Below are 25274 nucleotides of genomic sequence, written 5' to 3' on the forward strand. Positions count from 1 at the left end.
GAAATCCGCCGAGCTCAGGGTCGCTTTAAAGCGATGAAGGCAGTTCTCTGGCAGACTCTGATAAAAAAGATTTTGTCAAAGAGCTAGTAATAACTATTTCATTATGGTTCATATCTTCAACTGATTAATCATCAGTAAAAATACAGCCAATCAAAAACATGGACAAGCCTACACTTAATTAGTGAGACAATATTATATATTGCAATTATTCATATATCGAATGTATGAATTATAGATTATCATCAGTGCTAAATACAAATGATTGATCGTTAAAACAAATCAGTTTCACAATGAAAATATTTACAGATTTCTATTGCAATACTGATTAGTTTTCGTCGTTGTGTTTCTGAAAGCAACGGTGTGATTTGTATTCATTGACGCCATAAAATAACCTCCTTTTTTAATATTTGTTTGTGGAAATTCAATGACAGTGTCATGGTGATATTGCTATGTCCATTCAATATCAATTACAAAAAATCAATAAGCATATTGAGTCTTAACTCTTATTCCATAACCAATAATCAATTTAAATAAACTACACTATGCCTACTGTTCAAGAATTCGATTCGATCAGAAAAACCAGCACGCTTCCATTGGATGCAAATTCCATGAAGGCTGATGGGACACCTTACACATCTGTTGCCGAGGCGCATTCAAGTGTTCCGGGCACACGCATAGCCATCGGGGATACGCGTATTATCAATTCCGGCAATGGCAACCGGGAATTCTGGTACCAGGGAGGCACAGCACTGGTCAATCTCGTTAAAAAGTACCCTGACAGCGGTTTTGGTGAAACGTTCAGTGATATCATACTGAAAAACAGACAAGCCGGATGGGGGCCTTCTGTTCCCACCACCGACACGAGTGGCGAAAGCAATGGAGGCGATGTTGACGCCCTTTTAAAAACAATAACCATCACTTCGGGAACAGGGATCAATACTTTCATAGCCAGATCGTTCCAGACCTCCACTTTTACCAGCTACGAGATCGGCGATACCATCAAAATCCGGCTTTTGTTGACCGAAAATAAGCCGGTGCTGATCGGCAATATTACAGCCGTGACATTATCATCCGGCGGAACAAACGTTCCACTTGCGCCAGAGGATATCGTCACCAGGCCCTATCCCGAGGACAACCTTAAAATCGAGGTGATAATCTCCTACGTCTTACAGGCCGCCAATGAAACACTGGCAGTAAAGCTTTCGATTGTTGCGGGGAACCCGCCGCAATCAGGAAACAGGACCATTACCTGGGAATCTCTGAACGTTCTGAATGAAACCCAGGCTTATGTTGCTGCGACTAATATTGTCGATCAGGCAGTGCGCGATATCGAAGGGCTTTATCCTTTCTTCGAGCGGAGTGCGGTGGTTTCTCTGGCCGATACTAGCACGGGCGTTGATAACTTGGCAAGATTACAAGACGAATTTGAGGACGCCAGGCAAAAAAGCGGCGTGATTATTTTGCCTAATGGCACGATCACGGTAAGCGATACGCTCGAAATCAATGGTCCGCTGTACATCATGGGACGCGAAAATACAATTATTAATCCCACGACCCTGGTGGCCAATAAATGCGTGTTTGAAGTAAAGACGGCCGATTCTATTCAATGTGAGAGTTTTACGATCCATCGTGGTACAGCGAATACTTCCCTAACAAGCTTTAAGTTCAACGCTGCCAATATCAACAAGGATAGTGTCTTCAAACGGGTCACCTTTTCCAATATGACCAACGGCCTGCTCCTGGACTATGTCGACGGTTTTGTGGTCGAGGATTGCGTGTTCCTCAGTGGCGATAAGGGGATAATCCTCGGAAGCGTAGCTCCTGGCTCTGTCAAGAATGTGGCCATTCGCCAGTCCAGGTTTGAAGGAAATACCACCAATGGGATTTCGGCGCTAGCCGCCGCCGACCTTGTTATTGCCGGTAATATATTCAGGGCGGGGATCGGGCATATTGCGCGCTGTATCTCGATTATTGCGACGGGAGGCACTTCTTCGGTGCCGGTAACTTACGATAACACTGTGATACGTGAAAACACTTTCAAATCATTCACGCAACACGCCATCCGGGTAGCCGCCGCAGATTACTCCCGGTTAACAGGATTCGAGATCAGCAACAATTACTTTCGCGACGAATCCACCGCGACCGATTGCAGCCCAATCAACGTAAGCGGTACGCTGATTACCGACATCTACACCCTTAATTCTGTGCTGATCGCTAATAACAGGGTTAGAAACAAGAACAGGGCAGTATGGGTCACGTTAGGCGCCAACCTTCTGGTGAGCAACAATACGCTTGTCAGAGATGGCAGTTATGCCGGAGCGCAAGGGCTTTATATCGACCAATGTCCCAATCCCAAGAGCCTGGCGGGCAATGTCATTTCCGGCCAAGTTCTTTCTGACTTCATCACTGTTTAGTCCAAAACACACTAATTATGCCAGTAACGATCACCACAACGTCATCGGTCGTGCCTAGTGATTATATGAATGACAAGGCAAACGCGATCTATCCTGTATTTGTTGACAATTTGAAATACGCTTCCTGGATTTCCGAACATGTCATGGACAACGGCCCCGATCATCCGGAGAAGGATTATTTTCAAATGAGAGCAACCGGCGCAACAACCTACGCTTGGTCGCTTGTTTCCGGAACTTTACCAACAGGGCTCATTCTTTCCACAAATGGAAGAATTACGGGAACCCCCACAGAAGAGGGCCTTTTCGAATTTAGAGTAAGGGTAGTTACCGATGTTGGGACAGAAGAGAAGGACCTGGCCATTACGGCATTTCCTGAGCGGTCGCGTTGGCTGAGGGATGCTCGTTTAGGGGTGACCGTTCACTGGGGACGGTTTACCGATCCACAGATCAAAAATAGCCCGCCGCGAGGAGATGGGACAGGAACTACCGAATTTCAAGGCAGGGTGGGTCAATTTAATGCCGCGAGCTGGGCCCAACAGATGGAAAGCTGGGGGGCAGGCTTCATCGAGTTCTCGGGACTTTGGCAGGATAGCTACCGGAATTGGGACTCCACCACAGTAACACGGTATTTCTTGCATTCTACGCGTGGATTTATGGACGAAATTGTTACCGCATTCCATGCCCGTAGCTTAAAAGTACTGTGTTATTTCCCACCGGATTACCGAGGAAATCCCGCATGTCAAAACTGCTCAGATCCGGATAAATTCTTATGGACGGATGGCGATGGCAATGGTAATTGGGGGGGACCCAACATCGGTTATGTTCGCGAGTTGGTCGTCGACAAAAAGCTGGACGGACTTTGGATCGATATTGGCGGAGCGTCGGATATTTTTGATCCCCCTAAAATCATTCCGCAATGGTTTTATTGGAATAACATACTCCCTATTATCCGCTACAACAATCCGTTTTTTATTTTCGGCGTTAATCCCGGAACGAGGGAATCGTTGCTTGAGCGAAAAATGGGCGGAACGCAGGTCCGGTATCCTTATGCGGATTTTGTAATCTACGAAACCACAAAATCTGATTCGACCAGCGCATCTCTTCTTGAAACGGCCACGCCATTGCTGTCAAAGAAAAAGATGGCCATTTATATCTCCAATCAGATCACCACCTCATTTGCCTGGGGGCCGGGCTCTGGCAGCTCTCCTGTTAAAAACACCCAGGGTACCATTGACAACATCACGAACAATTGGCTGGCAGGAGCGACGGTTGCCATAGCCTTACCAGTAAAGGCCTGCGGAGAATTACTGGATAGTCATTATCAGCCCCTCATCACTTCGATCGCACAGTATGTTACAACAAACAAAGCGTTCAGTGCAGATCTGGAAATCAGCTATGTTGATGGCAAGGTAGTCATGAGCACTCCGGTTCCAGCCAGGATATTTTACACTTTGGACGGAAGTGATCCCGATACCACCAGCCATATTTACTCGGGTCCGATAGCGCTTAAAGCCAATGTCAAAGTCAGGGCACGATCAAAGGAAGAGGGCAAATTCATCGGATATGTGAAAGAGCTCTATGTAGAGACTTACGCCAATCCCGACTTCGGCCGCAAGTTGTTTAGCAACCAGGTCGACGGCGTTGCAGATAGTGAAGATCCCGGAAAGCCCTACTACCGTGGCATGCAGTTCACGGTCGGCAGTGCACCCATTATTGTAACGGCTGTGGGAAGAAGGTCTGCCTCAGCTATCACAACGAGCCACGATATCATTATCAAGCGATATTTTGACGAGTATCCGCTCTACTCGGGATCGATGGACGTTGCCGCTCCGCTGGTAGACGGCTATCAGTACCACAATACGGCCGAAATCAGGCTGGAAGCCGGTACAACATACATCGTATGTATCCAGGAAAACAACGTCGATAGCTATTTATCCAACGCGGTAACGGAGGGCTCCATTCCTTATAGTCAGGACTTGCGGATTACCCACCCATTCTTTTTGAGTATAAACGGCGATTTTTTTCCGATACCGCCCAATAAAGTCGGCCAGCTAATCAATTTGAAATACCGGGTCGTCGAGTCGGAGCGCAGCGTAAATTTTGCTTTGGGTAAACCTGTGGGATTTTTTAGCAATGCAGGCGCTTCACTTAACGCTTCCGCGCTCTATTATGCCATCAACGCTACAGATGGGAACATGGACTCCTGGGCTCGCGCCGGCGGGCTGATTGCCTACACGCTGCGGGTCGACCTGCTGACAGCTGTCCGGATCGACCGCATATCTCTGGCATTTACCGAGGAGGCCTTCGCGACCGAATTTGTCATTGAAACTTCACTGGATAATTTGGCAAGAACGACCGTTGCTGTTAGAAAGAACAATAATCTTAAGTACCTCTCGATCAGTTTTAACCCTGTCGTTGCCCGCTACGTCTATATAAAGGCTCTGCAACCAAGCCTTGACGACCAGCCCGGAGCCCAGATGGCTATCGCCGACCTTGGCGTTTTTTGTGACAATCCATCATTTAATTAATTCAACGATATGAGCCTGCCAATCAGCGATCTGGAATTTCAGAAAAGTCACACAAAATTCATTATCGGCAATGAGGACGCCATCATAGTAAGTAAAGCATATAATGCGACTGACGGTGTTTACTACAATATTACATTGACCGCACCAGTCAATGTAATTGATGAAAGAGGTGGTTATCGAGGCATTGCGCCCACCACAATCTCTGTCAAAAATTATGAGATCCTTTGCTTGTCGGGCAGTGACGGCGGAGTCTACAGTGATCCTAAAATTTACGAAAAAGGTACTGGTCAGGCTCTGTATTTATATAAGTTCCCATTCAATAACCCAAGCCAAACAGAGCCGTTGGAGGGGTACGCTGAAATAGGCTCTGTGCTTAACTTCGTATGGAACTCACAATATCCTTCTTTCGACGGCCGAAAAACACGGTTTCAGAAAGGGCATGCCAAGTTTATAATCGGAAATCCTCAGGGAATTTCAGTGATCGACCATGGCGACACGGTAACCGTAAAAGTTGACGGGATCTATCTGTTCGACGAAATGGGTGGATACAAAGTAGTCAAGTCGGCAAGTATGACACTGAGCAACAATGAAATCCTTTGCCTTTCAGGAGCCGAATACCCAGCTTACAGTGATCCTAAAATCTATGAAAAAGGAACGGGGCAGACACTGCACTTGCATAGGTATCTATTCAACAGTGCCACCCAGCTCGATCCGCTTCAAGGCTATGCCGAGCTGGGAGCAGTTATGAACCGCTCCTGGACGCCTTACAATCCGTCTTTCGCGGAAGGGGTCTATGACCGTTTTCGTGACCTGGAAGGGAAAGGCCTGCTCATGAAGCGTTCGGACGAGAATTCCCCCATTAAGGACAAAGTCTCCAATTTTGTCAAGAAATGGAGAAACCGCCGCGAAGATGTCAATATTGTCATGCTCGACGGGTCGATCAGCACAGACATGAATTACAGCGTCAAGCGTACTGACGAGGCTTACCGGCCACCTTGTTGTACGGAGCGGAATATCCCTTCCTTCATTGAAGAGAAACTCAGGTGGAAGCAACAAAAATTTCGCCGGTTTGACGCGATGACCGAAATTACAGCTGTCAATGATCCCGCATTCGTTGAGGTCGGATCCGGGGTGACGAAAAACAAGGATAAGGCCTGGGATTGGATCTACCGGGTCGGCGACGATCCTAACGGCCAAATCGAAGAGCCCCCTGTCGCCAACTATAACGGCCTGACCAGAATACTTACCGGCGCGAATCCGCAGGTAACCTTTTTGTTCAGAAATTTTTATCGCAGGTGCGACTTCATTTACCGAACGGATTATCTCTGCTCAGACGCACTTCAGGTAATCGTAGGAGAATTGAACCAGCCGGTTAACGGCGTCGTGGAAGTCTTCGACGAACTAAACAATGTGTGGAAGGAAGCAAACGGATTTATATTTTCAGCGCAGGAACCGGACCTGATCGAAGCAGCAGAATTCGAATCAACCATTAATGGGACCAAGCGTAAATCCCATGGTTTTCGAAAGACCATATTTCAGAAACGCTTGAAGATGAGACGAACGGTCGTTGACAACAGCCGAAAAATAACCATCAAGAGTATGGACGGCGGGCGCCTGGGTTATTGGGGCATTCAATATTCGTCAACCGAAACGATGATTAATTTTATTGATTCGGCCAGAGGCTCTCATAATATTGACGCACTAGGCAAATTCGAGGAGTGGTCAGTGGATTATTGGAAACCTGATCTGATCCTTTATTCCTGCAACACCATCAACGAGGGCGCTAGTTGCTTTTCGATAACCTCAGACAAATCACCAACAATGTTTGCTGCCAAGTTTGAGGAATTCATTACGCATCTTTTGAACAAGCCCTATCAACCCGACCTAATGGCTTATATCTTGTTCTGTATGCGTAATCAGCTTCTGGTAGATTCAAATGATTTGGTAAGAATGACCTATATCAACGGCTACGGCGCCGCGACCGTATTCGACTATCACGATACCTTGTTCCAAACCCTGCAAGAGCTGCCTATCGCGTCTGCAAATGCGTTCTACGAGTTTTGGAACATCGCCAAAGCAAGGTCGGAATACTATGGCACGTCCATCTATAATGAAATGCATGGAGCAGCAGGCCCCGATAGCAACAGTTTTACGACGGACGCCACCCATTTAAATGAATATGGCGCTATGGTAGGTTGGCGTTTCCTTGAAAAATATTTCAATTTTTAATGTAGAGACGTCCATTATCGCATTGATTGATAATCCTTTTGTTTGAAAAGCAGTATGCATTCCGTAGCATACACCGGCCTTCACCTGTAGAATCTCACGCTCTTAATCAAAAAATGCTCCCGCCACAGGCGGGAGCATTTAACAAGTACAGTGTATGAGTTGACTCCATTATAAGCTCACGTTGATCCGGTAAAAGAACGGGGAACTATAAAAAGCGCCGCCGGTGATGTCGATGGTGGTGTTCGATGCGGTGAATGATTTACCGTCGGTCAGCACCATCGTGCCGGTTACCTCGAACCGGTCTCCCGCACTCACCAGTTTGGGGTCAATACCGGTGGCTTTCAATGCCTCTTCGCCTGTAATGGTCATTGTTGCGCGGGGGTAGCCGGTAGTGGGATCTTTGGTATACGAGGACGCGGCTATCTTCCGCAAGGCCACGTCCGAAATATTATTGGTGCCGTTGGCGGGCGTGTTGTCGACAAAACGGATCGTGAGGTCATAAGAGGCAAATAGTCCCCCTTTGTCTTTGGTGATCGCCTCATGCAGGCATTCCAGTTTGGTCCCCGCCATATTAGCCAGGCTAACGGTAAATGTGTTGGCCAAAACCGGGTAAGGCGTTACCACGCGCATGTACCCGCCCGATTGCAGGGAGAATTCATCGATCCGCTCGTTTTCGAGCGGGGAGTCACATCCGGCGCCAGCCAGGGCGAGCAGGCAGTTCAGTAACACGCTTTGTATATGTTTCATAACCGATATTTTAAAGTTGAATTAAACTTTGATCCAATGAGCTCGCTATCTGAAAAGCGTTGCCGGATTATTATCCCAGAACACGGGTTGTGTCACATCTGCTTTCTGCTTCGCGTTCGCATTCCGGGTAATAAAGGAGGCCGGGTAGTAATACGACCTGGCGAAGCCGCCCGGATTGGCCTCCAGTGCCGGCTGCATATTAAGCGGCATGCCTGTCCGACGGTATAGGTTATACGCTTCGACGCCGTTGCCATAAAGCGCCAGCCAGTACTCGGTTGCAATGATGTTGAGTCTGGCTGCGTCTGTGGCTGCTGCATCGTAGGCTTTGAGTACGGTGCTCAGGTATGTCTCAACATCCTTGGCCCATACGATCGCTTTGGCCTCTTCGAAAGCGGAGATTTTGCTACTCTCTATGGTCGCCAGTCCGAAGCTCCTTACATCAGCCATCGATTTTTCGATGCCGCTTTTCAGTAACTCGCGTGGGCTGCCCGCTGTACCGAGTGTCAGGGCCGCTTCGGCCAGCATAAAATCCACGAACGACCGCATCATGATCGGGTGTATGCCCGCGCCGCCTGCCCCCGCACCGAGGGAAACAGCCTTTCCCGCGTCATTGTCATACAATCCCCCTGCCGGATAAACTCCCCAGGCAGTTCTGAGCAAGCCATCTGGCGGAATGCCTTCGTTGCTTAGATGGTCGCGGCCCCAGTAACCCACTGATGTCGGTAAGCAGTAAACGTCTGTGGCCGAGTAATGGGATGGTTTTTGATTGTTAATGCATCTGAGGGTATTGACGTCAGTGGGGTTGACAATGGTTTGGCGGTAAAAATAGTAACGGATGCGGGGATCGGGAAACCCTTTGGACGCGTACAATGCGGCCATGTAATGGTTGGCCTGGTAGTCGCCGCCGCCGGTGGGGGAGTACTGCCCCGCATATCGGGGATGGCGCGTGTCGGGGTTGGTCAGGTTCGAGCCGAATTTAAACTGAAAGTTCTCCGTGGCCGAACTAATGAGCCGGCCGCCGGTAATCAGGGCCGAGATGCCGGAAGTAGCTTTCGCTTTGTCAGTTAATCTCAGGTTCAGTAGCGCTTTCAATTTGAGCGTATTGGCCGCCTTGTTCCAGTTGTCGACATTGCCGGCATAGTACAAGTCGCCTGCTGCCGCTGAGCGTGAAGTGGCCGAGAAATTGGCGATGGCCTGGTCCAGGATCGTCAGGGCGGCGGTATAGATGGCGGCCCCACCGTCTGTCTTCGGATTGAAATTATTGATATCCAGCGCCTCGCTGTAAGGTACATCCCCGAAGCCGTCGACCAGGTTAAGCATCACCGATGCCTGAATCGTACGGGCGATACCCGCATGGACAAAGAACTCGCTCGACTCCGCGATCGGGATCAGGGTTTTGACGTCGGTCATGATATTGGCGTAGGCATTGGTCCAGGCACCGTCAAAACCACCGGGCGAAACGGCGTTGTCATAGATGGCCGCGCCCTGGTTGAGCATACGCGTCAGGCGCATTCCGGAGTTGCCCATTTGATCGAAATGGCTGGCGTAGTCGAGTTCGATGCGGCTAAGCAGGTAATTGATATCGGTATTATTGGTCGTAACCGCATTAGGGTTGTCGAGCAGGTCCAGCGAACAGGCGCTGACCAGCAGACAGGTAAATGCCAGCAGGCATATTTTTAATTTTGGTAACATATCCTTCTTCATAATCTGGATGGATTAATGGCAAATAAATGTTTTGAAGGGCGGCTAGAATGTAAGCTTCAAGGTCGCGCCGTACCGTTTCGAGCTGGGCCCGGTCAAAAACTCGAAACCCAGGCCGTTGCCAACCCCTAGTCCGAGGTTGTCCGTGTCGAAATTCAACCCCTTGGGAAAGTGAAGCGCCTTATACCAGAGGTTGTTGCCGGTGAATGCAATGGATGCCCTTTTGATCTTTAACTTGCTCAAAAGGCCGGTCGGAAGCCGGTAGGAAAGCGAAACCTCCTGAAGACGAACGGTGCTGCCATCGTACATCCTGCCTTCATCTCCAAAGAAGTAAATATTGTTGAACCCGACATCGGAAGCTGTCACCTGATAGTTGTTGGGCGTGCCATCCGCTTTTACACCGTCAAAAATATAGGTCTGGGCGCGGTCGTAGCCGTTTTTCAGACCAGTGTCTTCGGTCATGCCCCGACCCATCAGAGCCCCCGCGGTAGAGGAATACATCGCGCCGCCGTGACGGTAGGAGACCATTACATCCAAAGTAATGCCCTTGTAGCTGAATGTGTTGGACAGGCTGCTCGTAAATGCAGGATTGGGGTTGCCCAGTATCACCGGAGAAGTGGTGGCTTGCAAGTAGCCGTTGCTGCCGATCAGTAGCCGGCCCTGATCATCCCTGCGGAAACCTGAACCTTTGATGATATTGAAAGGCTGCCCTACAATGGCATAGTTGCCCAGTGATGCTCCGAAACCGCTGATCTGGACCTCCTGTAAGGTGCCGCCCAGGTCGAGCACTTTTGGCAGGATTCTGGAATATACAAGATTCAGGTCCCAGGAAAAGTTGGCCGTTTTGATTGCGGTGGCATTCATACTGAGCTCGATTCCCTCATTCCGGATCTTGCCGATGTTAATCGTCGTAGACGTATAACCTGCCGATGCATCCAGGGGCGAATTGGTGATCAGGTCGCGGGTATTTCTCCGGAACAGCGTCAGGTCGAAACCCACTTTGTTGTCAAAAGCTTTGCCTTCTACACCCAATTCGTATTCTGTATGCAGTTCAGGTTTCAGGTTGGGGTTACCCAGGTTGTTGTTGACCGAATGCGTCTGTATGGTCGCGCCGGCGCTGTTCAGAAATGCTCTTGCGTTCTGATCCAGTATGTTTCGCGTGCTGTAAGGTGAAGGGAAACCGGCGGAAGTTCCTACGCCAACGCGCAGTTTCAGGAAATTCAGGAAGTCGGACTGCATCCCTCTGAATGCGCTGGTCGGTACAAATGATAGACTGGCGGAGGGGTAAAAGATCCTACGGTTGGCGATTTCCACGGTCGAGGTCCAATCGTTTCGGCCCGCTACGTTCAGAAACAATGCGTTGTCGATATCGGCCGTAATTTCCCCGAATATCCCGATCCGCGTTTGCTCGGTTTCGAAATCGGCGGCCGAATTGTCGATGAAATTATCATGACGGAAAAGCCCGCGGGCCAATTGGTTCTGGCTGGTGATTACTTTCCCTTCAAATAAGTCATTACGCATATTTCCCCCGATTTTGGCAGAAAATGAAAACTTCTCCGAAAGTGTTTTGCTATATGAAAGGATCAGGCTGTTATCCCAGATCCTGTTGTTGATATCAAAAGTGTTGTAAAATCCATTGACAAAGCTCACACCTCCCTTGTTGAGCATGTATCGCTGGTTTTCCGTGTAGTAATCCAGCCCTACCTTATAAATCAGGGAAAAATCCGGGGCCAACTGATAGTTGAGCAGCGTCGAGGTAAAAAGCCTGTTGACAATGCCGGTGGTCTTGTAGTTTTTCAAAATCCACCTGGGGTTTGGAATGTCGTTGCCGCTACGGAAATACACCGTGCCGCCGGTAACAGGGTTTTCGTAGGGCCACCCCATCAGGTCGACCTGCCTGGGCGTGTACATCACATTGGCGAGTACCGACGGAAAATCGAGCGCATTGTTTCCGGTTCCCCCACTGAGCGGCGGGGAGTACTGGTCGGTATTGACGAAATTAAACGAGGTGATGATATTGAGCTTTTTACTGAGTTGAGCGTTCAGTCCCAGACCCAGATTGAGCCTTTTCAAGCCATTCTCGGGGATGTAGCCCTGTTCTGCGTTGTATCCCGCCGATATATTGTAGCTCACTTTTTCTCCGCCTCCGGACACGTTCAGAGATGTTGTAGAGATTTTCCCGGTACGAAAAAAGTCCTTGACGTTGTTGGGGTAAACCTGCATTTTATACGGGCTTACGGAAGCCACATAATCCGCCATGGCCGCCCGAAGGCCTCCGGATGTCGTCAGGTTGGCATAAGGGTGCGTGGTCAGGGCCGCATTGGTGTTTTGGGACGGGTAGGTCTGGGCTTCCTCCAAAGTGGGGCCCCAGTTACTGAAAAAATAGCCCAGGTTTTGCTGGAAGCCACCCACGTAATCATTTTGATACCGGGGCAGATGTGCCTGGTTGGCAAATAACGACTGGCTTATGGAGTATTCGGTTGCGCGGGCCTTTTTACTTCCGTTCTTGGTCGTTACCAGGATAACCCCGTTCCGGCCCTGGTCGCCATAGGTTACCGTCGCGGCAAGACCTTTCAGCACGGTGATATTTTCGATATTGTTCGGGTCGATGTCCAGGAAGCGGCTCGAAGCCGATTGCCCGCCGCCTGTGAAACCACCGCGTGAGTTGGTATTGGAATTGAACGGGATGCCATCGACGACGAATAGAGGCTGATTGGAGCCGGTAATGGAAGAATATCCCCGGATTGTAATGTTGGTACCCGTACCCGAAACCCCGGATGTGGACGTGATATTGACGCCGGCGATCTTGCCCTGCAATACCCGGCCCACGTCTGCCTGCGGGCGGTCCTCGATCGATTTTTTCTCGATGGTCGTCACCGCGTACCCCAATGCACGTTTCTCGCGTGCAATGCCCTGGGCCGTCACCACGATCTCCTGAAGGTTTTTGGTGTCGACTACCAGCTGTACATCGACCGTGGATCGGTTGCCGACCAGGATTTCCTGGGTTGTGGTACCGACGAAACTGTACACAAGCGTCGTGGCACCGTCGGGCAGGGAAATAGCGTATGTTCCGTCGGTACCGGTGTTGGTGCCTATGGGCGTGCCCTTCACCACAATCGCAACGCCCGGGAGCTCACTCCCGTCGTCAGAAGACGTCACCTTGCCGGTGACTTTTCGTTGCTGGGCAGAGACAATCTGCCAGCAGGAGCATCCCAGCAGGATGCCCAGCAGTAAAAATTTCCTCATAAATTATTCCGTTAGTTAGGTTTTGGCAGTCGGCTACAAGTAACCTGTCCACAATGATAGAAAACTTGATTAGTGACCATTTACCGGATATTAACCGATTTTTACCAAAAATTAACATAACAGAATGTTATTCTATATTTATATAATTTTGCATTGATTAAATGTTGAAAAATACAAATGATGGAAAATAAAATTTGTAATTTTTTGACACTTATAGTATTGTGTGTGTTTAAAATTTATTATTTTGAATTGTAATAATACCAATAGGTCGTCAAGCTGCTCCCGGGGGGCGCATCCTATTTTTGCCTATAAGATGCCACGGGCAAAGGAATGCACTGGTCTCATTGCCGCCGGAATAAGTATTCAGATTGGGGGCATTATAGTAAGCAGCATACTGCGTTTCACAGACGTTACAGTGGAAAAATCCTTGAAAAATCAATCGTAATATTGCAATTGATAAATCAATCTTTATATTTGCATCATGGGAGTCACGAAAACCGAAATATTCACCGAGCAGCAGAACCGGATTGCGGATCTGGCCAAGGCGTTCTCGCATCCAGCCAGGGTTGCGATCTTACAACTCTTGATTGCAAGGAAAGCCTGTGTTTGCGGCGATTTGGTCGATGAGCTCGAACTTGCCCAAGCGACAGTATCCCAGCATTTGAAAGAGTTGAAACGAATCGGGATTATCCACGGTGAAATTAATCCGCCACGGGTATGCTATTGCATCAATCCAGTCGTATGGGAGGAAGCACAAAAGACGTTTGGCTCATTACTTGACACGTTTGCCCTTGCTACATCCTGCTGTAATTAAGCAGGGTATTTTTTTGAATATATCAATCGTAATATTACATTTAACCAATTAAAACCATGAGCCAATCAAATCCAATGACGTGGGGTGATTTTAAAAGCACTTTGGAGCAAAATCCGGATTTGCACCTGCAATTCCAGTATGAAGAAGGCAAGTTTGTAGATAGTTCTTACCACATTACCGAGATCAAGCAAGCGCCGATCGTTTCGGTAGACTGCGGCGGCGTTATGAATAGCTGGACAGAGATCATCGTGCAACTTTGGGAGCCTTCGGTGAAGGAAGTGGACCGTTCCATGAAGGTCGGCAAAGCACTTAAAATTGTTAACCTGGTTGAAAAAACGCTTCCTTTGAATCCGGATGCAACCGTGAAGGTAGAGTTTGGGAATTCAAAGTTCGATACGCGGCAAATGTATCCTGGTGAATTTGTTGCCGATGGCGAAACATTCACAGTCAACCTCGTTCCGGACTTTACCCAATGCAAGGCGCTCACCCGCAACCAGAGTTGCGGTACAACAGCAACAGAAGCATCGTGCTGCGCGCCTGCCCCTGTCAAACAGGAGCTGGAATTAGTCGCTTCTGAGCCGGCGTGCTGCGAGCCTGGCTCAGGATGTTGTTAATCAAAATTTAAAAATATGCGGATTCAAATCGATAATGCCAGGCCGGAAGAAAAAGAATTGGTGGTCAGCCTACTAAAAGAAGCTGACCTACTTACCGAAGATTTACCGGATGGCCTGCGCAATTTTCTTTTGGCAAAACAGGACGGAGTGCTTGTGGGCGTCGCCGGTCTTGAACTGTTTGGGTCCGTCGGGCTATTGCGCTCAGTCGCTGTCTATCCTACCCACCAGGGCAAAGGTATTGCCGGCCAGATGGTCGAGCAGCTACTGGCAGGTGCAGACGAGCGAGGATTGCGAGAGGTTTATTTGATCACAACGACAGCTGATCGTTACTTTGACCGGTATGGTTTCGCGGCAGTGAACCGTGAGCAAGTGCCAGAAGCAATTCAACAAACCAGGCAATTTAGCGGTCTTTGCCCTTCATCAGCTGCCGTCATGAAACGGAATTTAACTCAGCAAACGGCATGAATACCCCGCGTCTTTCTTTTCTAGACCGATATCTGACCCTATGGATCTTTTTAGCTATGCTTATCGGTGTATTAATCGGCTATTTCTTGCCAGGTACACCCGATTTCATCAATCAGTTTAATTCAGGGCAGACAAATGTGCCGCTAGCCATTGGTCTGGTGCTGATGATGTACCCGCCCTTGGCGAAGGTGCGCTATGCAGAGCTGCCGAAAGTGTTTAACAACACCAAGATTTTGGGGCTCTCACTGTTCCAAAACTGGATAATAGGCCCATTGCTGATGTTTGGCCTGGCAGTAATATTTCTGCCAGATAAGCCGGAGTACATGACCGGGCTAATTATGATCGGCATTGCCCGCTGTATCGCGATGGTTATTGTGTGGAATGATCTGGCTAATGGTGACCGCTTGTACGCTGCCGGCCTGGTGGCTTTCAACAGCATTTTTCAGGTCTTGTTCTATTCTGTGTATGCCTATGTGTTCGTAACAGTTTTGCCGCCACTTTTTGGATTGAAAGGATTCGGGCAGGGCCACCTGGTGGTGAACATTACGATTGGCCAAGTCGCCCAGAGCGTTTTTATCTATTTGGGTATCCCATTTTTGGCTGGGATCATCTCCAGGGTCGTATTGACCAAGCTGTTTAGCAAAGAATGGTATGAGAAGAAATTCCTTCCAGCCATCAGCCCGATCACCTTAATCGCACTGCTCTTTACGATTGTAGTCATGTTCAGTTTGAAAGGGCAGCTGATCGTCGGTATACCGTTTGACGTGTTGCGCATCGCGCTACCGCTAACGATCTATTTTGCTATCATGTTTTTCTCTGCCTTTTACCTTTCAAAACGTGCGGGCGCGGACTATGCCAAATCTACGTCGCTGGCCTTCACTGCGGCAGGGAACAATTTTGAGCTTGGGATTGCGGTCGCAATAGCGGTATTCGGCATTGATTCGGGGGCAGCCTTCGCAGCTGTGATTGGCCCGCTGATCGAAGTGCCGGTATTGATCCTATTGGTCAATTTTGCGCTTAAACAACAAAAGAGGTTTTCTGTATAAGGTTGCTCTATGAACGATGAACTATATGAGCTGATCATTATCGGTGGCGGGCAAAGCTCCTTGCCAGGCTGGATGATCAGTGTTAATAGCCGGCGGAGGAAATTATTGAATACTTAAATAATGATTTATGAGAATTGCCCTTTTTTCAGACATTCACGCCAACCTTCCGGCATTGGAGGCGTTTTTTAATGATGTCGAGTCAAGAGACACCGACGCTATTTATTGTTTAGGAGACCTGGTTGGTTATAACATCTGGCCCAATGAAGTAATAGACCACATCAAAAGGCGTGGCATCCCTACCATTGCCGGTAATTACGACTTTGGGATCGGAAGGAGCAGCGACGATTGTGGCTGCGCCTATAAAACCGACAATGAAAAAGAAAATGGCAAAGTGTCGATTGCCTACACAAACGAAATTGTCAAAGACGAGCAGCGGGCTTATTTAAGAACGCTACCGTCACACATCCGTCTTGACTTTCAACTCAACGATAAGCCGCTTTCAGTGCTTTTGGTACATGGCAGTCCACGACGGATTAATGAGTATTTGTTTGAAGACCGGGACGAAAAAAGTATGCTACGGATCATGGAGCAGGCCAGTGCAGATGTGATGCTTTTTGGCCATACCCACAAACCTTACCATAGGATCCTGGACTCCGCAGCGTCAGACGGCACGGAGCATTTCCGTCATGCGATCAATATAGGTTCAGTTGGTAAACCAAAGGATGGTGACCCAAGAGGTGGTTATGTAATCCTGCACATAAATGCCGATGCGTCCACATCCAGCAAGGAAAGTATCACCGTTGAATTTATACGTTTTGAGTACGATGTTGAAAAAGCGGCGCAGGCCGTTGAGTTGAGCCCACTTCCCAATTCATATGCCGATAGCCTTAGGAATGCATATTAGCCCAAAGGGGATAAAGGCTTTATAGTTAATGAAAGGTTTATGAAGGCTAAATAAATCCATCACCCAAGGATGCAAAAGCATATTGACGAGTTAAAATTGCCGATGTATGCATCGTTCAGCTTGACGTTTGCCCTGATGGGTGATGCGTTTTTGTATTCATTTTTGCCTGTGAACGCGCCTAGTATCCATGTGCCAGTCATTTGGATCGGGACTATTTTGTCTATTAACCGTTTCACCAGGATCCTGCTTAACCCGTTAATTTTGCGCGTTTTCAGCCGTCTGGGCTTTCGTCTGCCAATGATTTTTGCGGCCATTGCCGCCGTATTTGCCACTGCTGGCTATGGTGCTGGTTTTGGTATCGCAACATTATTGCTGCTCAGGATCGTCTGGGGCATATCGTATTCTATTCTTCGCGTCGGAGCAATCACCTATGCGATGGATTATCCTCAAAAAGGCCTTGCCTTGGGAGTGAGCCAAAGTATTATTGAATCCGGGCCGCTGCTGGCGCTTTTAATCGGTCCATTGCTTTTTGATCTGATCAGCCCGAAATTGATATTTTTCGTAATAGCGCTCCTTTCAACGCCCGGAATTTATTTTGCCATCAAACTTAAAGAAAGAGATCGCGCGCCAGGCCGGCAGTTCAGCTTCAAAGTATCTTTTCCTTCAATTTTTAACCGGTTGGCGTTCTTAGGAGCTTTTGCAGTGGAAGGTATGCTTGTGGTTTTGATTGGTGCCTTGTTGCTGGATGCTCGGCCCAATTGGTCAGCGGTTGAAATTACTGCCGCAGCTGCGGGGTTTCTGAGCTTTCGCCGGATTTGCTCTCTTCTGATTTCGCCGTTTGCCGGTTGGGCGGCTGATCGGTACGGACTCCCCAATATTTATTCAGGCTCTATCCTGTTGATTTGCTCAGGCCTATTGTTGGCAACAAATGGCTGGGCAATTACCGGGTTGGTTGTTGTGTTTACATTTTATAACGTTAATGCCTCTCTTGCGGCCGGGGCGGCATCAGCAGGCAAAGCCAACGTCACTCAGGCAGTATCCGAAAATGCCACGTTCAGGGATGCGGGCTCGGCCTTTGGCGCGTTAGCAGGTGGGTTTTTACTGGCTAATGATCATCTATACTTAATGTACGCGCCAATTGTTGTACTGTTAGTATTCTTCACCTGGAAATATCATCGACAGTCTAACGCATTCCCTGCGTAAAGCAATATTATAGATCTTGTCTATGGCAAATCCTCTGCATCTATCATCTTTCACTTTAACTGTAAGATTGCCGTCGCTTTGAATATCATGACCCGCACGTTGCAGCGGAAACTGCAACAAAGAAAATACTTCGTTCCGGGAACTAAGCGATGCCGTGAAATGCGAGTTTGCTTCCGCATTGCTAAGGCATGGTGCGTTCACTGTTTCGGAAGTTTACTACACCGGTCCGACAGCGCAGGGAATGATTTAACCGCAGCCGCGGACGACCTCAAAAGAATTTGTTAATTTACATCGAAAAACACCGGAAACGCTACGTTCACCCGTCTGTGGACCCGGGAGTGGCTCAAAAAAGGAAATACGACACCAAACGACTGTCCAGGATACGGGGTACTTACAAATGGATTTTATCTACGCCACACAGGAACGGGAGATAAGTGATGAGCTTTGGAGTCAATTCAAAGCCGGCAATCCTGATGCTTTGGGCCGGCTTGCAGATATCCATCACCGCAGCCTGCTCAATTACGGGACCAAATTCTCCCGTGATCTGGAATTTATCCGGGATTGTATCCAGGACGTTTATCTCCAGCTATGGGAAAGGAAGCTTTTCCTTGCCGAAGACACCGTGGTTAAACCTTACCTGTTCAAATCGTTAAGGAATAAGATCTTCAAGGAAAGTGTTCGCCTGAAACGCCTTGGTGAGTCATCAGAATTGCTGTTCGAGCCTGAGGATTCTTCGGGGACTATCGAGAGCAGTCTCATCGAAGACGAACTTCAGAATCGGGAATTGCATCGACTTAATCAAATCATTTCCGGGCTTTCCAAACGGCAGCGCGAGATTGTTTATCTTCGTTATTATCAGGGGCTCGGTAACGATGAGATTGCTGAAATTATGGATATCGGCAAACCCGGTGTGGCTAATCTCCTGTCCAAAACCCTGCGTGAAATGCGTGAACAATGGGGCGCTTATCTTTTAGCTTTTTGCTGCTATTTTCTTTGGCTAAAAGGGCATTAGGGAGCGTTTTAATGGCCTTTCTGAAATTTTTTTGAAAAATAATGATGATAAATCGGTGATTTGCGGATAATCATACCAAACGAGTGTGTTCGTGCACATCGAAAATCTGTCCAGCCACCATTTATGAGCAACGAAAGTAATATCGGATTTGAAGAGTTAGCGGGCAACCACGCATTTCGCAAGTGGGTTTTAAACCCGGCGGATCCTTCTGCGTCCTTTTGGGAAGGCTGGGTGAAAGAGGACGAAAGCAGAAAAGTAATAGTGGAAAAGGCCAGGCTGTTTGTTCTGGCTCTGGAAGAACGGTTTGGGGAAATCACCGATGAGAAAATAGCGCAGGAAGATATCCGGAAGTTGGTCGATGGTGTGAAAAACAGGAACATCCCGGCTTCGGCCATCTCGCGGGCACGTCACATTTTGAGAAAAGGCTACTTCTGGCGGATCGCTGCCTCATTTATCCTATTGGGAAGCCTGGGGCTATGGTATTTTCAAATGAAAAAGACCGATGTACCGGTTATTGTGCAGACTTATACGGGTTCGAAGAATACGGAATGGCTTACAAAAGTAAATAGCGACGATCAGACATTGACGGTTTTATTGAGCGATGGCTCTGTCGTTATGCTGGAAAAGGGAGGGGAATTGATCTACCCTGCAAGTTTTTCCGGCAGCAACCGGGCGGTGTATTTAAAAGGGGATGCATTTTTTGATGTGACTAAGGATGTACAAAAGCCTTTTCTAGTCTTCGCAGGTCAAACAGTAACCAAAGTGCTGGGCACCAGTTTTCGGGTTAGGACCAACAAAGAGGATGGCGGTGTGCTGGTGGCGGTGAAAACCGGAAAAGTTTCGGTATACAATCAAAATGAGTTCAGGAATGATGGGGCCGACTCGGCCACAAGCGTTGTGTTGACGCCCAACGAAGGAGTTGTTTTTAGCGCAAAAGCTAAAAAGAATGAAAAGGAGGTAATCCGTGACCTGGCGATACTCGAAAGCTTACCGGATGATTCGGACGTCGTTTTTGAAGAACGGCCGGTTTCTGAGGTTTTTGACAGTATTGAAAAGAAGTACGGGATTGAAATTCTTTATGATGAGGCTCGGCTGGCTTCCTGTGTCGTATCGACAGTTTTCAGGGCAGAAGGATTGAAACAAAGGTTACATGCAACCTGCACGGCCATCGGAGCAACGTATAGCATAAAGGGTGAGAAAGTTGTCGTGCATTTAGCCAAAGGTTGCAAATAAAAACGTGAATCAACTACCTAACTATATCGTAATCTCTAAACCGCTTTCCTGCCTATGAATTAGTAGCCATCACAAAAAAAGCCAGCAGTGTTTGCCCCACTACTGACTTCAATTTTCCCGGAGCTGTGCAAGCGTCCTTCGCAAAAAGGACACGGGAGCAATTTGTCCGATTCTGAAAAGAACAAATCATTTCAAAAGTATGAAAAAACGTCGACAAAGAACTCAGTTGTTACTGATAGCAATGAGAATTTCATTTTACCAACTTTTACTGGCCGGTTTGTTCGCGGGGATTTCCTTCGCGAACAACGCGGATGCGCAGGAGCTTTTAAAGCAAAAGGTGTCCATTCATGTTAAAAATCAGGAGATTAAAAGTATTCTAAAAGAACTTGACAAAATTTGCGACGTACATTTTACCTATGCGCCGTCGATCTTTCCGGCGCGACATCGGGTAAATATTCAGGTAAGCAACAAATCGCTGGGAGAGGTTTTGGATGAACTGCTCACACCGCTGGAGATAAACTATCAGGTAGATGGCCAGCAAGTGATTTTGAAGAAGGAGGAAAGTGAGCCCGAACTGTCGACCGACGAAGTAAACAACTCCACCTTGCTGGACAAGCAGATCAAAGGCACCGTGAAAGACGAGAAAGGCGATCTGTTGGCCGGGGTTACGATCATGGTAAAAGGGTCGAATCAGGGAACTGTTACCGATGCGGGGGGGAGTTTTTCGCTCAATTTGTCGGATACGGATGTGAATACCGCCTTACTGGTTTTCAGTTTTGTGGGATACCAGTCCACCGAAGTTCCGGCCAACGGGCAAACAACTTTTGACATTACCCTGCAGCCGTCCGTAAACCTGTTGGAACAGGTGGTCGTAACCGGGTATGGGTCGAAAAAGGCGAAATACCTTTCCAGTTCCGTCGCGGTGATACCCAATGAGAAATTGCGGGACGTAACTTCGAATGAGCTATCGAGCCTTTTGCAGGGTAAAGCCCCTGGCGTAGTGGTATCAACCAGCTCGGGAGATCCAACCAGCGGATCAAATATCCTGATCCGTGGGGCAGGTACCATTTCGGCAAGCACAGCCCCCCTGATTATTGTGGATGGGAATATCGGCGGTTCTTATAATCCTACTGATATCGAATCTGTTACTGTTTTGAAAGATGCTGCCGCTACCGGCCTTTATGGGTCCCGCGCCGCGAATGGCGTGATCATCATTACGACCAAGATGGGAAAAGCCGGTAAGACAAAAATTGATTTCAGTACCACTTTGGGCTTTGCTGAGGCGACAACCGGAAATTTCAAACTGATGAATTCGCAGCAGTTGTACGATTATCAGAAAACATTTTACGACCGCGATCCGTCCATCGTGAATACCAATACCAATTGGTGGGACCTGGCGTTCAGAAAGGGTTTCGTGAATAGCTACACTTTGTCGGCGTCGGGAGGTTCAGAAAAGACCCAGTTTTATGTTTCCGGCAACTATTACAAGGAGCAGGGAACTGTCCTGGAAAATGATAAAACGGGGTATAATTTCCGGTCTAATATTACTTCTCAATTGACCCAAAAGTTGAAATTGAGCGTATTATTCAATGGGATTTTCACCCAGGACAATTACGAAAACAGCGGTACGCTTTATGATGCCTATGTAAACATGCCTTTCGATGCGGCATATGATGCGGACGGAAGCCCCATCGACGGCCGGATTGCGGCAAACTGGCAGGGGAGGGACCGCGAGAACTTTTTGCACTCCCTTCCATACAACTACTCTAAAGCAAGAAGTCTGAATGTCAATACAGACGTCAACCTGGATTATGCCATCACGCCCAAGCTGACATTCTCGACCTATAACCGCGTTCGCTTTTTCGACTATAAAGACGCAAGTTATTACGATAAAAGAACAAAGCAGGGTGGTGCGAATGGGGGCGAATTGTACAATTCCCGGTCTTATACGAGCCGTATACTGACCTCGAACCGGTTACGATACGAGGAGAGTTTCGGATTGCATAACCTGGCTGTTCTCGCGGTCGGCGAAGCGGAGCGCAATTATTATGACGATGCGTCCATTTCAGGGAAAGGGCTTCCTCCGGGAAGAGATGTGATGTCGGTGGCCACGGATATTATCAATAACCCGACGGGGGGTAATGATCAGTATAGTTTTAGCAAATACCTTGCGCAAGCCGACTACAATTTTGACAACCGTTATTTCGCGATCGCGTCTTTTGTTCATGAATATTCTTCCAAATTCGGAAGCAATAATCCGGCGGGTAACTTTTATCAGTTGGGTGGCTCGTGGATTGTAAGCAACGAAAACTTTATGAAGCAATGGAAAACCATCAGCTTTTTGAAGCTCCGCGCCAGCTACGGTACGGTGGGTAATGCCGATGGGATATCCAATTACGCGGCACTGGGGCTATATAGTATCTCACAGGATGCCAGCTATGCAGGTCTTCCGGGAGCGGCGCCCTCGCAGAAGGGCAACCCCGATTTATCTTGGGAGAAAATGAAAACAGCCAATATTGGCGCGGAAATTGGTTTGTTCAACAACAGACTCGATCTGACCGTCGACGCATACGAGAAGAAATCAAGCGCACTTTTGTACAAACAACCTTTGCAGGCTACAACCGGTTACAGCTACCGCTGGGTAAATGCGGGGGCCGTCAGAAACCGTGGAATGGAGTTCAGCGCCACTTCGAAAAATATCGTCGGCGTCTTCAACTGGGAAACGAACCTGAACGTGTCATTTAACCGCAACAAGGTTTTAGAGCTCAGCGACGGAGCGACGGTGTTTAACTCCGGTGCACGTCAGCCTATCGCGGTTGGACACAATATGGATGAATGGAATCTGCCCATCTGGGCTGGTGTGGACCCCGCCAACGGAGATCCGTTGTGGGAGAAGATCGTGACCGATGCAGACGGGGCGAAATATAAGGTGTTGACCAACTCTTACAGCTCGGTGGCCACGGCGCAGTCGCGGCAGTTCACGGGAACCTCGGCAGCTCCGAAATTTACGGGCGGGTTGACTAACACTTTTTCTTACAAAGGCATATCCCTGAGCACGTTTTTCAATTTCGTATACGGTAATGAGATTTACAACAACAGCCGGGCGTATTTCGATAATGACGGTTTATACGAAAGCTACAATGCGATGGTCTTGGCCAAAGGATGGAGCAGATGGGAAAAGCCCGGCGATATCGCCACGCATCCGAAACCGATCGTTGGCGGAAATCATGACTCCAATCAATCGTCGTCGAGATACCTGGAAGATGGAAGCTATATCCGTTTGAGAAACATCAAATTGAGTTATGCCCTGCCGGCAGCCTGGCTTGCCAAAAGCGGGATCTCTAATCTGAATATATTCCTGAGCGGAGATAACCTGTGGACTGCCACCAAATTCTCAGGGCCTGACCCGGAAGTGTCATTCACCCAAACCGATCTCAGCTCCGGGGTTTCAAGTTTCAAATATCCGATCAGTAAGAAATTTCTGTGCGGAGTAAATATTTCATTCTAAATCAGATAGGCGATGAAAGCGAACGATCTTTATAAATATATCCTGTCAGGCGTACTGATAGTAGGAGCGTCGGCCTGCGAGGAAACTTTTGCTCCTTCCACGGCAATCGAAGAAACCTCCGCACTGACCAATGCGGGTGATGTTGAAACGGCAACCATCGGTACATATGCGGTGCTGCGAAATCCGTCCTATGTGCGAAGCGTCCATTTCCTGACCGAGTTCCCAAGCGACGAGGTGGCTCAGGGACAGTCCTCTTCCGACGACCTTACGCGTGCTTACCGGTATACCCATATTAATACCTCCTCACATTGTACCAATTTCTGGGGGCAGGCCTACAAGGTAATAGCCGCGGCGAACAAGATCATTGCCTATGTGCCAGACGACGCATCTGCGGACCTGAAACAGCTCAAAGGAGAGAATTTGTACCTGCGTGCGATGATGCATTACAATTTGGTGCGCGTATTCGGCCGGCCGTATCCGCAGGGTAATGGCGCGGGCGCGGGTGTGCCTATATTGAAAGACGGTCTTTCAGATGAAGAAACAACGGGCCTTTCGAGAAGTTCTGTGAAAGAGGTTTATGACTTCGTGATCGCGGATCTTTTGAAAGCGGTTGACCTCATGTCGGTTGACAAGGGTAATTCCTTCGCTTCAAAAGAGGTAGCATATGCGCTCTTGTCGCGGGTATATCTATACAAGGAGGATAATGAGAATGCGGTTAAATATGCAGATTTAGTAATCAACTCGGGGCGGTATGCTCTGCTCGATGGCGCCAATTTTCAGGGATATTTCAAGATGGACCCTGAAACGAATCCTGAAACGATCATGTGCATCCGTCACACCAAAGTTCAAAACCAGGACTTCTCGGCGATTGGATCGATGTATTTCAGCGGTGATGTTGCCGGCAATCCGGCCGGACAGGGCGTTAGCGGGTGGGGCGAAATATATGCTTCCGAAAAGCTGGTTAACCAATATGCACTGCATCCCAAGGATCTGCGGAAAAGCTTTATCACGCCTTATGTATTAAATGGCGTGCAGCAAAAGAACCTGAAACTGACCCCGCAGACACCCATGTATTATGTCAACAAATACAATCTTCAGGAGAGTATTATCAATCTCAGCTCGCCGGTGTATTTGCGTCTTGCGGAAATGTATCTGAACCGTGCCGAGGCCAATGCCAAACTGGGTAAAACAGCCGCGGCGCTTGCGGATGTGAACATCATTAGAACAAGGGCAGGGCTGGATGATGCACTTTATACTTCGCTCCCTGCGGGTAAAACGGCGCTCGATATTGTATTGGAAGAGCGTTGGATGGAATTGGCATTCGAAGGGCACCGTTCCTATGATCTTTTCCGGAACAACCGTTCAATGATCCGGAATTACCCGGGAACGCATTCGCTTAACAACACCCCGACGACGAATGTCAACCAGACGGTGCCGGCAACCGATGCCCGCGTGATATTTTTTATACCGCAGTCAGAAATAGATAAGAACAGCAAACTGACCCAAAATCCGTAACTGTTACGCCTAATTTTAAACGGACGCCAATATCTGTATGCTATGAATAAATTGTGTTTGATTACTGTCCTATTTGTATGCGCTCTGACGTGCAG

16 protein-coding genes are annotated in these 25274 nt (G+C 48.3%); 13 read left to right on the forward strand and 3 right to left on the reverse strand.

What is annotated here, in order from left to right; genetic code table 11:
* Positions 1-542 precede the first annotated feature (542 nt).
* Genes ACTJJJ_RS00795 through ACTJJJ_RS00805 form a run of 3 tightly spaced genes read left to right on the forward strand, consistent with a single transcriptional unit; the run spans position 543 to position 7171 of the window.
* A complete protein-coding gene (locus ACTJJJ_RS00795) occupies positions 543-2414 on the forward strand; it encodes a right-handed parallel beta-helix repeat-containing protein (protein ID WP_440701136.1) in 1872 nt (623 codons plus the stop codon).
* A gap of 17 nt (positions 2415-2431) precedes the next feature.
* On the forward strand, positions 2432-4942 hold the full coding sequence (locus tag ACTJJJ_RS00800) for a chitobiase/beta-hexosaminidase C-terminal domain-containing protein (protein WP_440701137.1): 2511 nt from the start codon (positions 2432-2434) through the stop codon (positions 4940-4942).
* Positions 4943-4951: 9 nt separating this feature from the next.
* A complete protein-coding gene (locus ACTJJJ_RS00805) occupies positions 4952-7171 on the forward strand; it encodes a hypothetical protein (protein WP_440701138.1) in 2220 nt (739 codons plus the stop codon).
* 168 nt (positions 7172-7339) lie between these two features.
* Here ACTJJJ_RS00805 and ACTJJJ_RS00810 read toward each other — a convergent pair whose 3' ends face one another.
* The 3 genes from ACTJJJ_RS00810 to ACTJJJ_RS00820 are packed head-to-tail and all read right to left on the reverse strand — an operon-like array spanning position 7340 to position 12865.
* On the reverse strand, positions 7340-7918 hold the full coding sequence (locus tag ACTJJJ_RS00810) for a hypothetical protein (protein ID WP_188931690.1): 579 nt from the start codon (positions 7916-7918) through the stop codon (positions 7340-7342).
* 45 nt (positions 7919-7963) lie between these two features.
* Entirely contained in the window at positions 7964-9622 is a 1659-nt protein-coding gene (locus ACTJJJ_RS00815; protein WP_440701139.1) for a SusD/RagB family nutrient-binding outer membrane lipoprotein, read from the reverse strand.
* 42 nt (positions 9623-9664) lie between these two features.
* A complete protein-coding gene (locus ACTJJJ_RS00820; RefSeq protein WP_188931688.1) occupies positions 9665-12865 on the reverse strand; it encodes a SusC/RagA family TonB-linked outer membrane protein in 3201 nt (1066 codons plus the stop codon).
* A gap of 481 nt (positions 12866-13346) precedes the next feature.
* Here ACTJJJ_RS00820 and ACTJJJ_RS00825 point away from each other — a divergent pair, with 481 nt between their 5' ends.
* From ACTJJJ_RS00825 to ACTJJJ_RS00870, 10 genes are all read left to right on the forward strand, one after another.
* The gene (locus ACTJJJ_RS00825; protein WP_188931681.1) at positions 13347-13679 is read left to right on the forward strand and encodes an ArsR/SmtB family transcription factor; all 333 of its coding nucleotides are present in this window, start codon (positions 13347-13349) and stop codon (positions 13677-13679) included.
* A 56-nt stretch (positions 13680-13735) separates the two neighbouring features.
* On the forward strand, positions 13736-14293 hold the full coding sequence (locus tag ACTJJJ_RS00830; protein WP_440701140.1) for a DUF6428 family protein: 558 nt from the start codon (positions 13736-13738) through the stop codon (positions 14291-14293).
* A 15-nt stretch (positions 14294-14308) separates the two neighbouring features.
* Complete coding sequence (arsN2, locus tag ACTJJJ_RS00835) at positions 14309-14758, forward strand: arsenic resistance N-acetyltransferase ArsN2 (RefSeq protein ID WP_440701141.1); 450 nt, start codon at positions 14309-14311, stop codon at positions 14756-14758.
* Complete coding sequence (gene arsB, locus ACTJJJ_RS00840; RefSeq protein WP_440701142.1) at positions 14755-15804, forward strand: ACR3 family arsenite efflux transporter; 1050 nt, start codon at positions 14755-14757, stop codon at positions 15802-15804. Before arsN2 ends, arsB begins: the two co-directional genes overlap by 4 nt.
* A gap of 127 nt (positions 15805-15931) precedes the next feature.
* A complete protein-coding gene (locus tag ACTJJJ_RS00845; RefSeq protein WP_188931673.1) occupies positions 15932-16708 on the forward strand; it encodes a metallophosphoesterase family protein in 777 nt (258 codons plus the stop codon).
* 69 nt (positions 16709-16777) lie between these two features.
* Complete coding sequence (locus ACTJJJ_RS00850) at positions 16778-17911, forward strand: MFS transporter (protein WP_426295203.1); 1134 nt, start codon at positions 16778-16780, stop codon at positions 17909-17911.
* 397 nt (positions 17912-18308) lie between these two features.
* Positions 18309-18923 (forward strand): RNA polymerase sigma factor, encoded by a 615-nt coding sequence (locus ACTJJJ_RS00855; RefSeq protein WP_188931667.1) that lies wholly within the window; start codon positions 18309-18311, stop codon positions 18921-18923.
* Between the two features lie 123 nt (positions 18924-19046).
* A complete protein-coding gene (locus tag ACTJJJ_RS00860) occupies positions 19047-20156 on the forward strand; it encodes a FecR family protein (RefSeq protein ID WP_440701143.1) in 1110 nt (369 codons plus the stop codon).
* A gap of 241 nt (positions 20157-20397) precedes the next feature.
* Positions 20398-23664, forward strand: a complete 3267-nt coding sequence (locus ACTJJJ_RS00865) for a TonB-dependent receptor (RefSeq protein ID WP_440701144.1) — start codon at positions 20398-20400, stop codon at positions 23662-23664.
* Between the two features lie 12 nt (positions 23665-23676).
* A complete protein-coding gene (locus tag ACTJJJ_RS00870; protein WP_440701145.1) occupies positions 23677-25179 on the forward strand; it encodes a RagB/SusD family nutrient uptake outer membrane protein in 1503 nt (500 codons plus the stop codon).
* Positions 25180-25274: the final 95 nt, after the last annotated feature.

It is taken from the genome of Dyadobacter sp. 22481 (assembly GCF_052044875.1).
In the GTDB taxonomy this organism is placed as follows: Bacteria; Bacteroidota; Bacteroidia; order Cytophagales; family Spirosomataceae; genus Dyadobacter; species Dyadobacter endophyticus.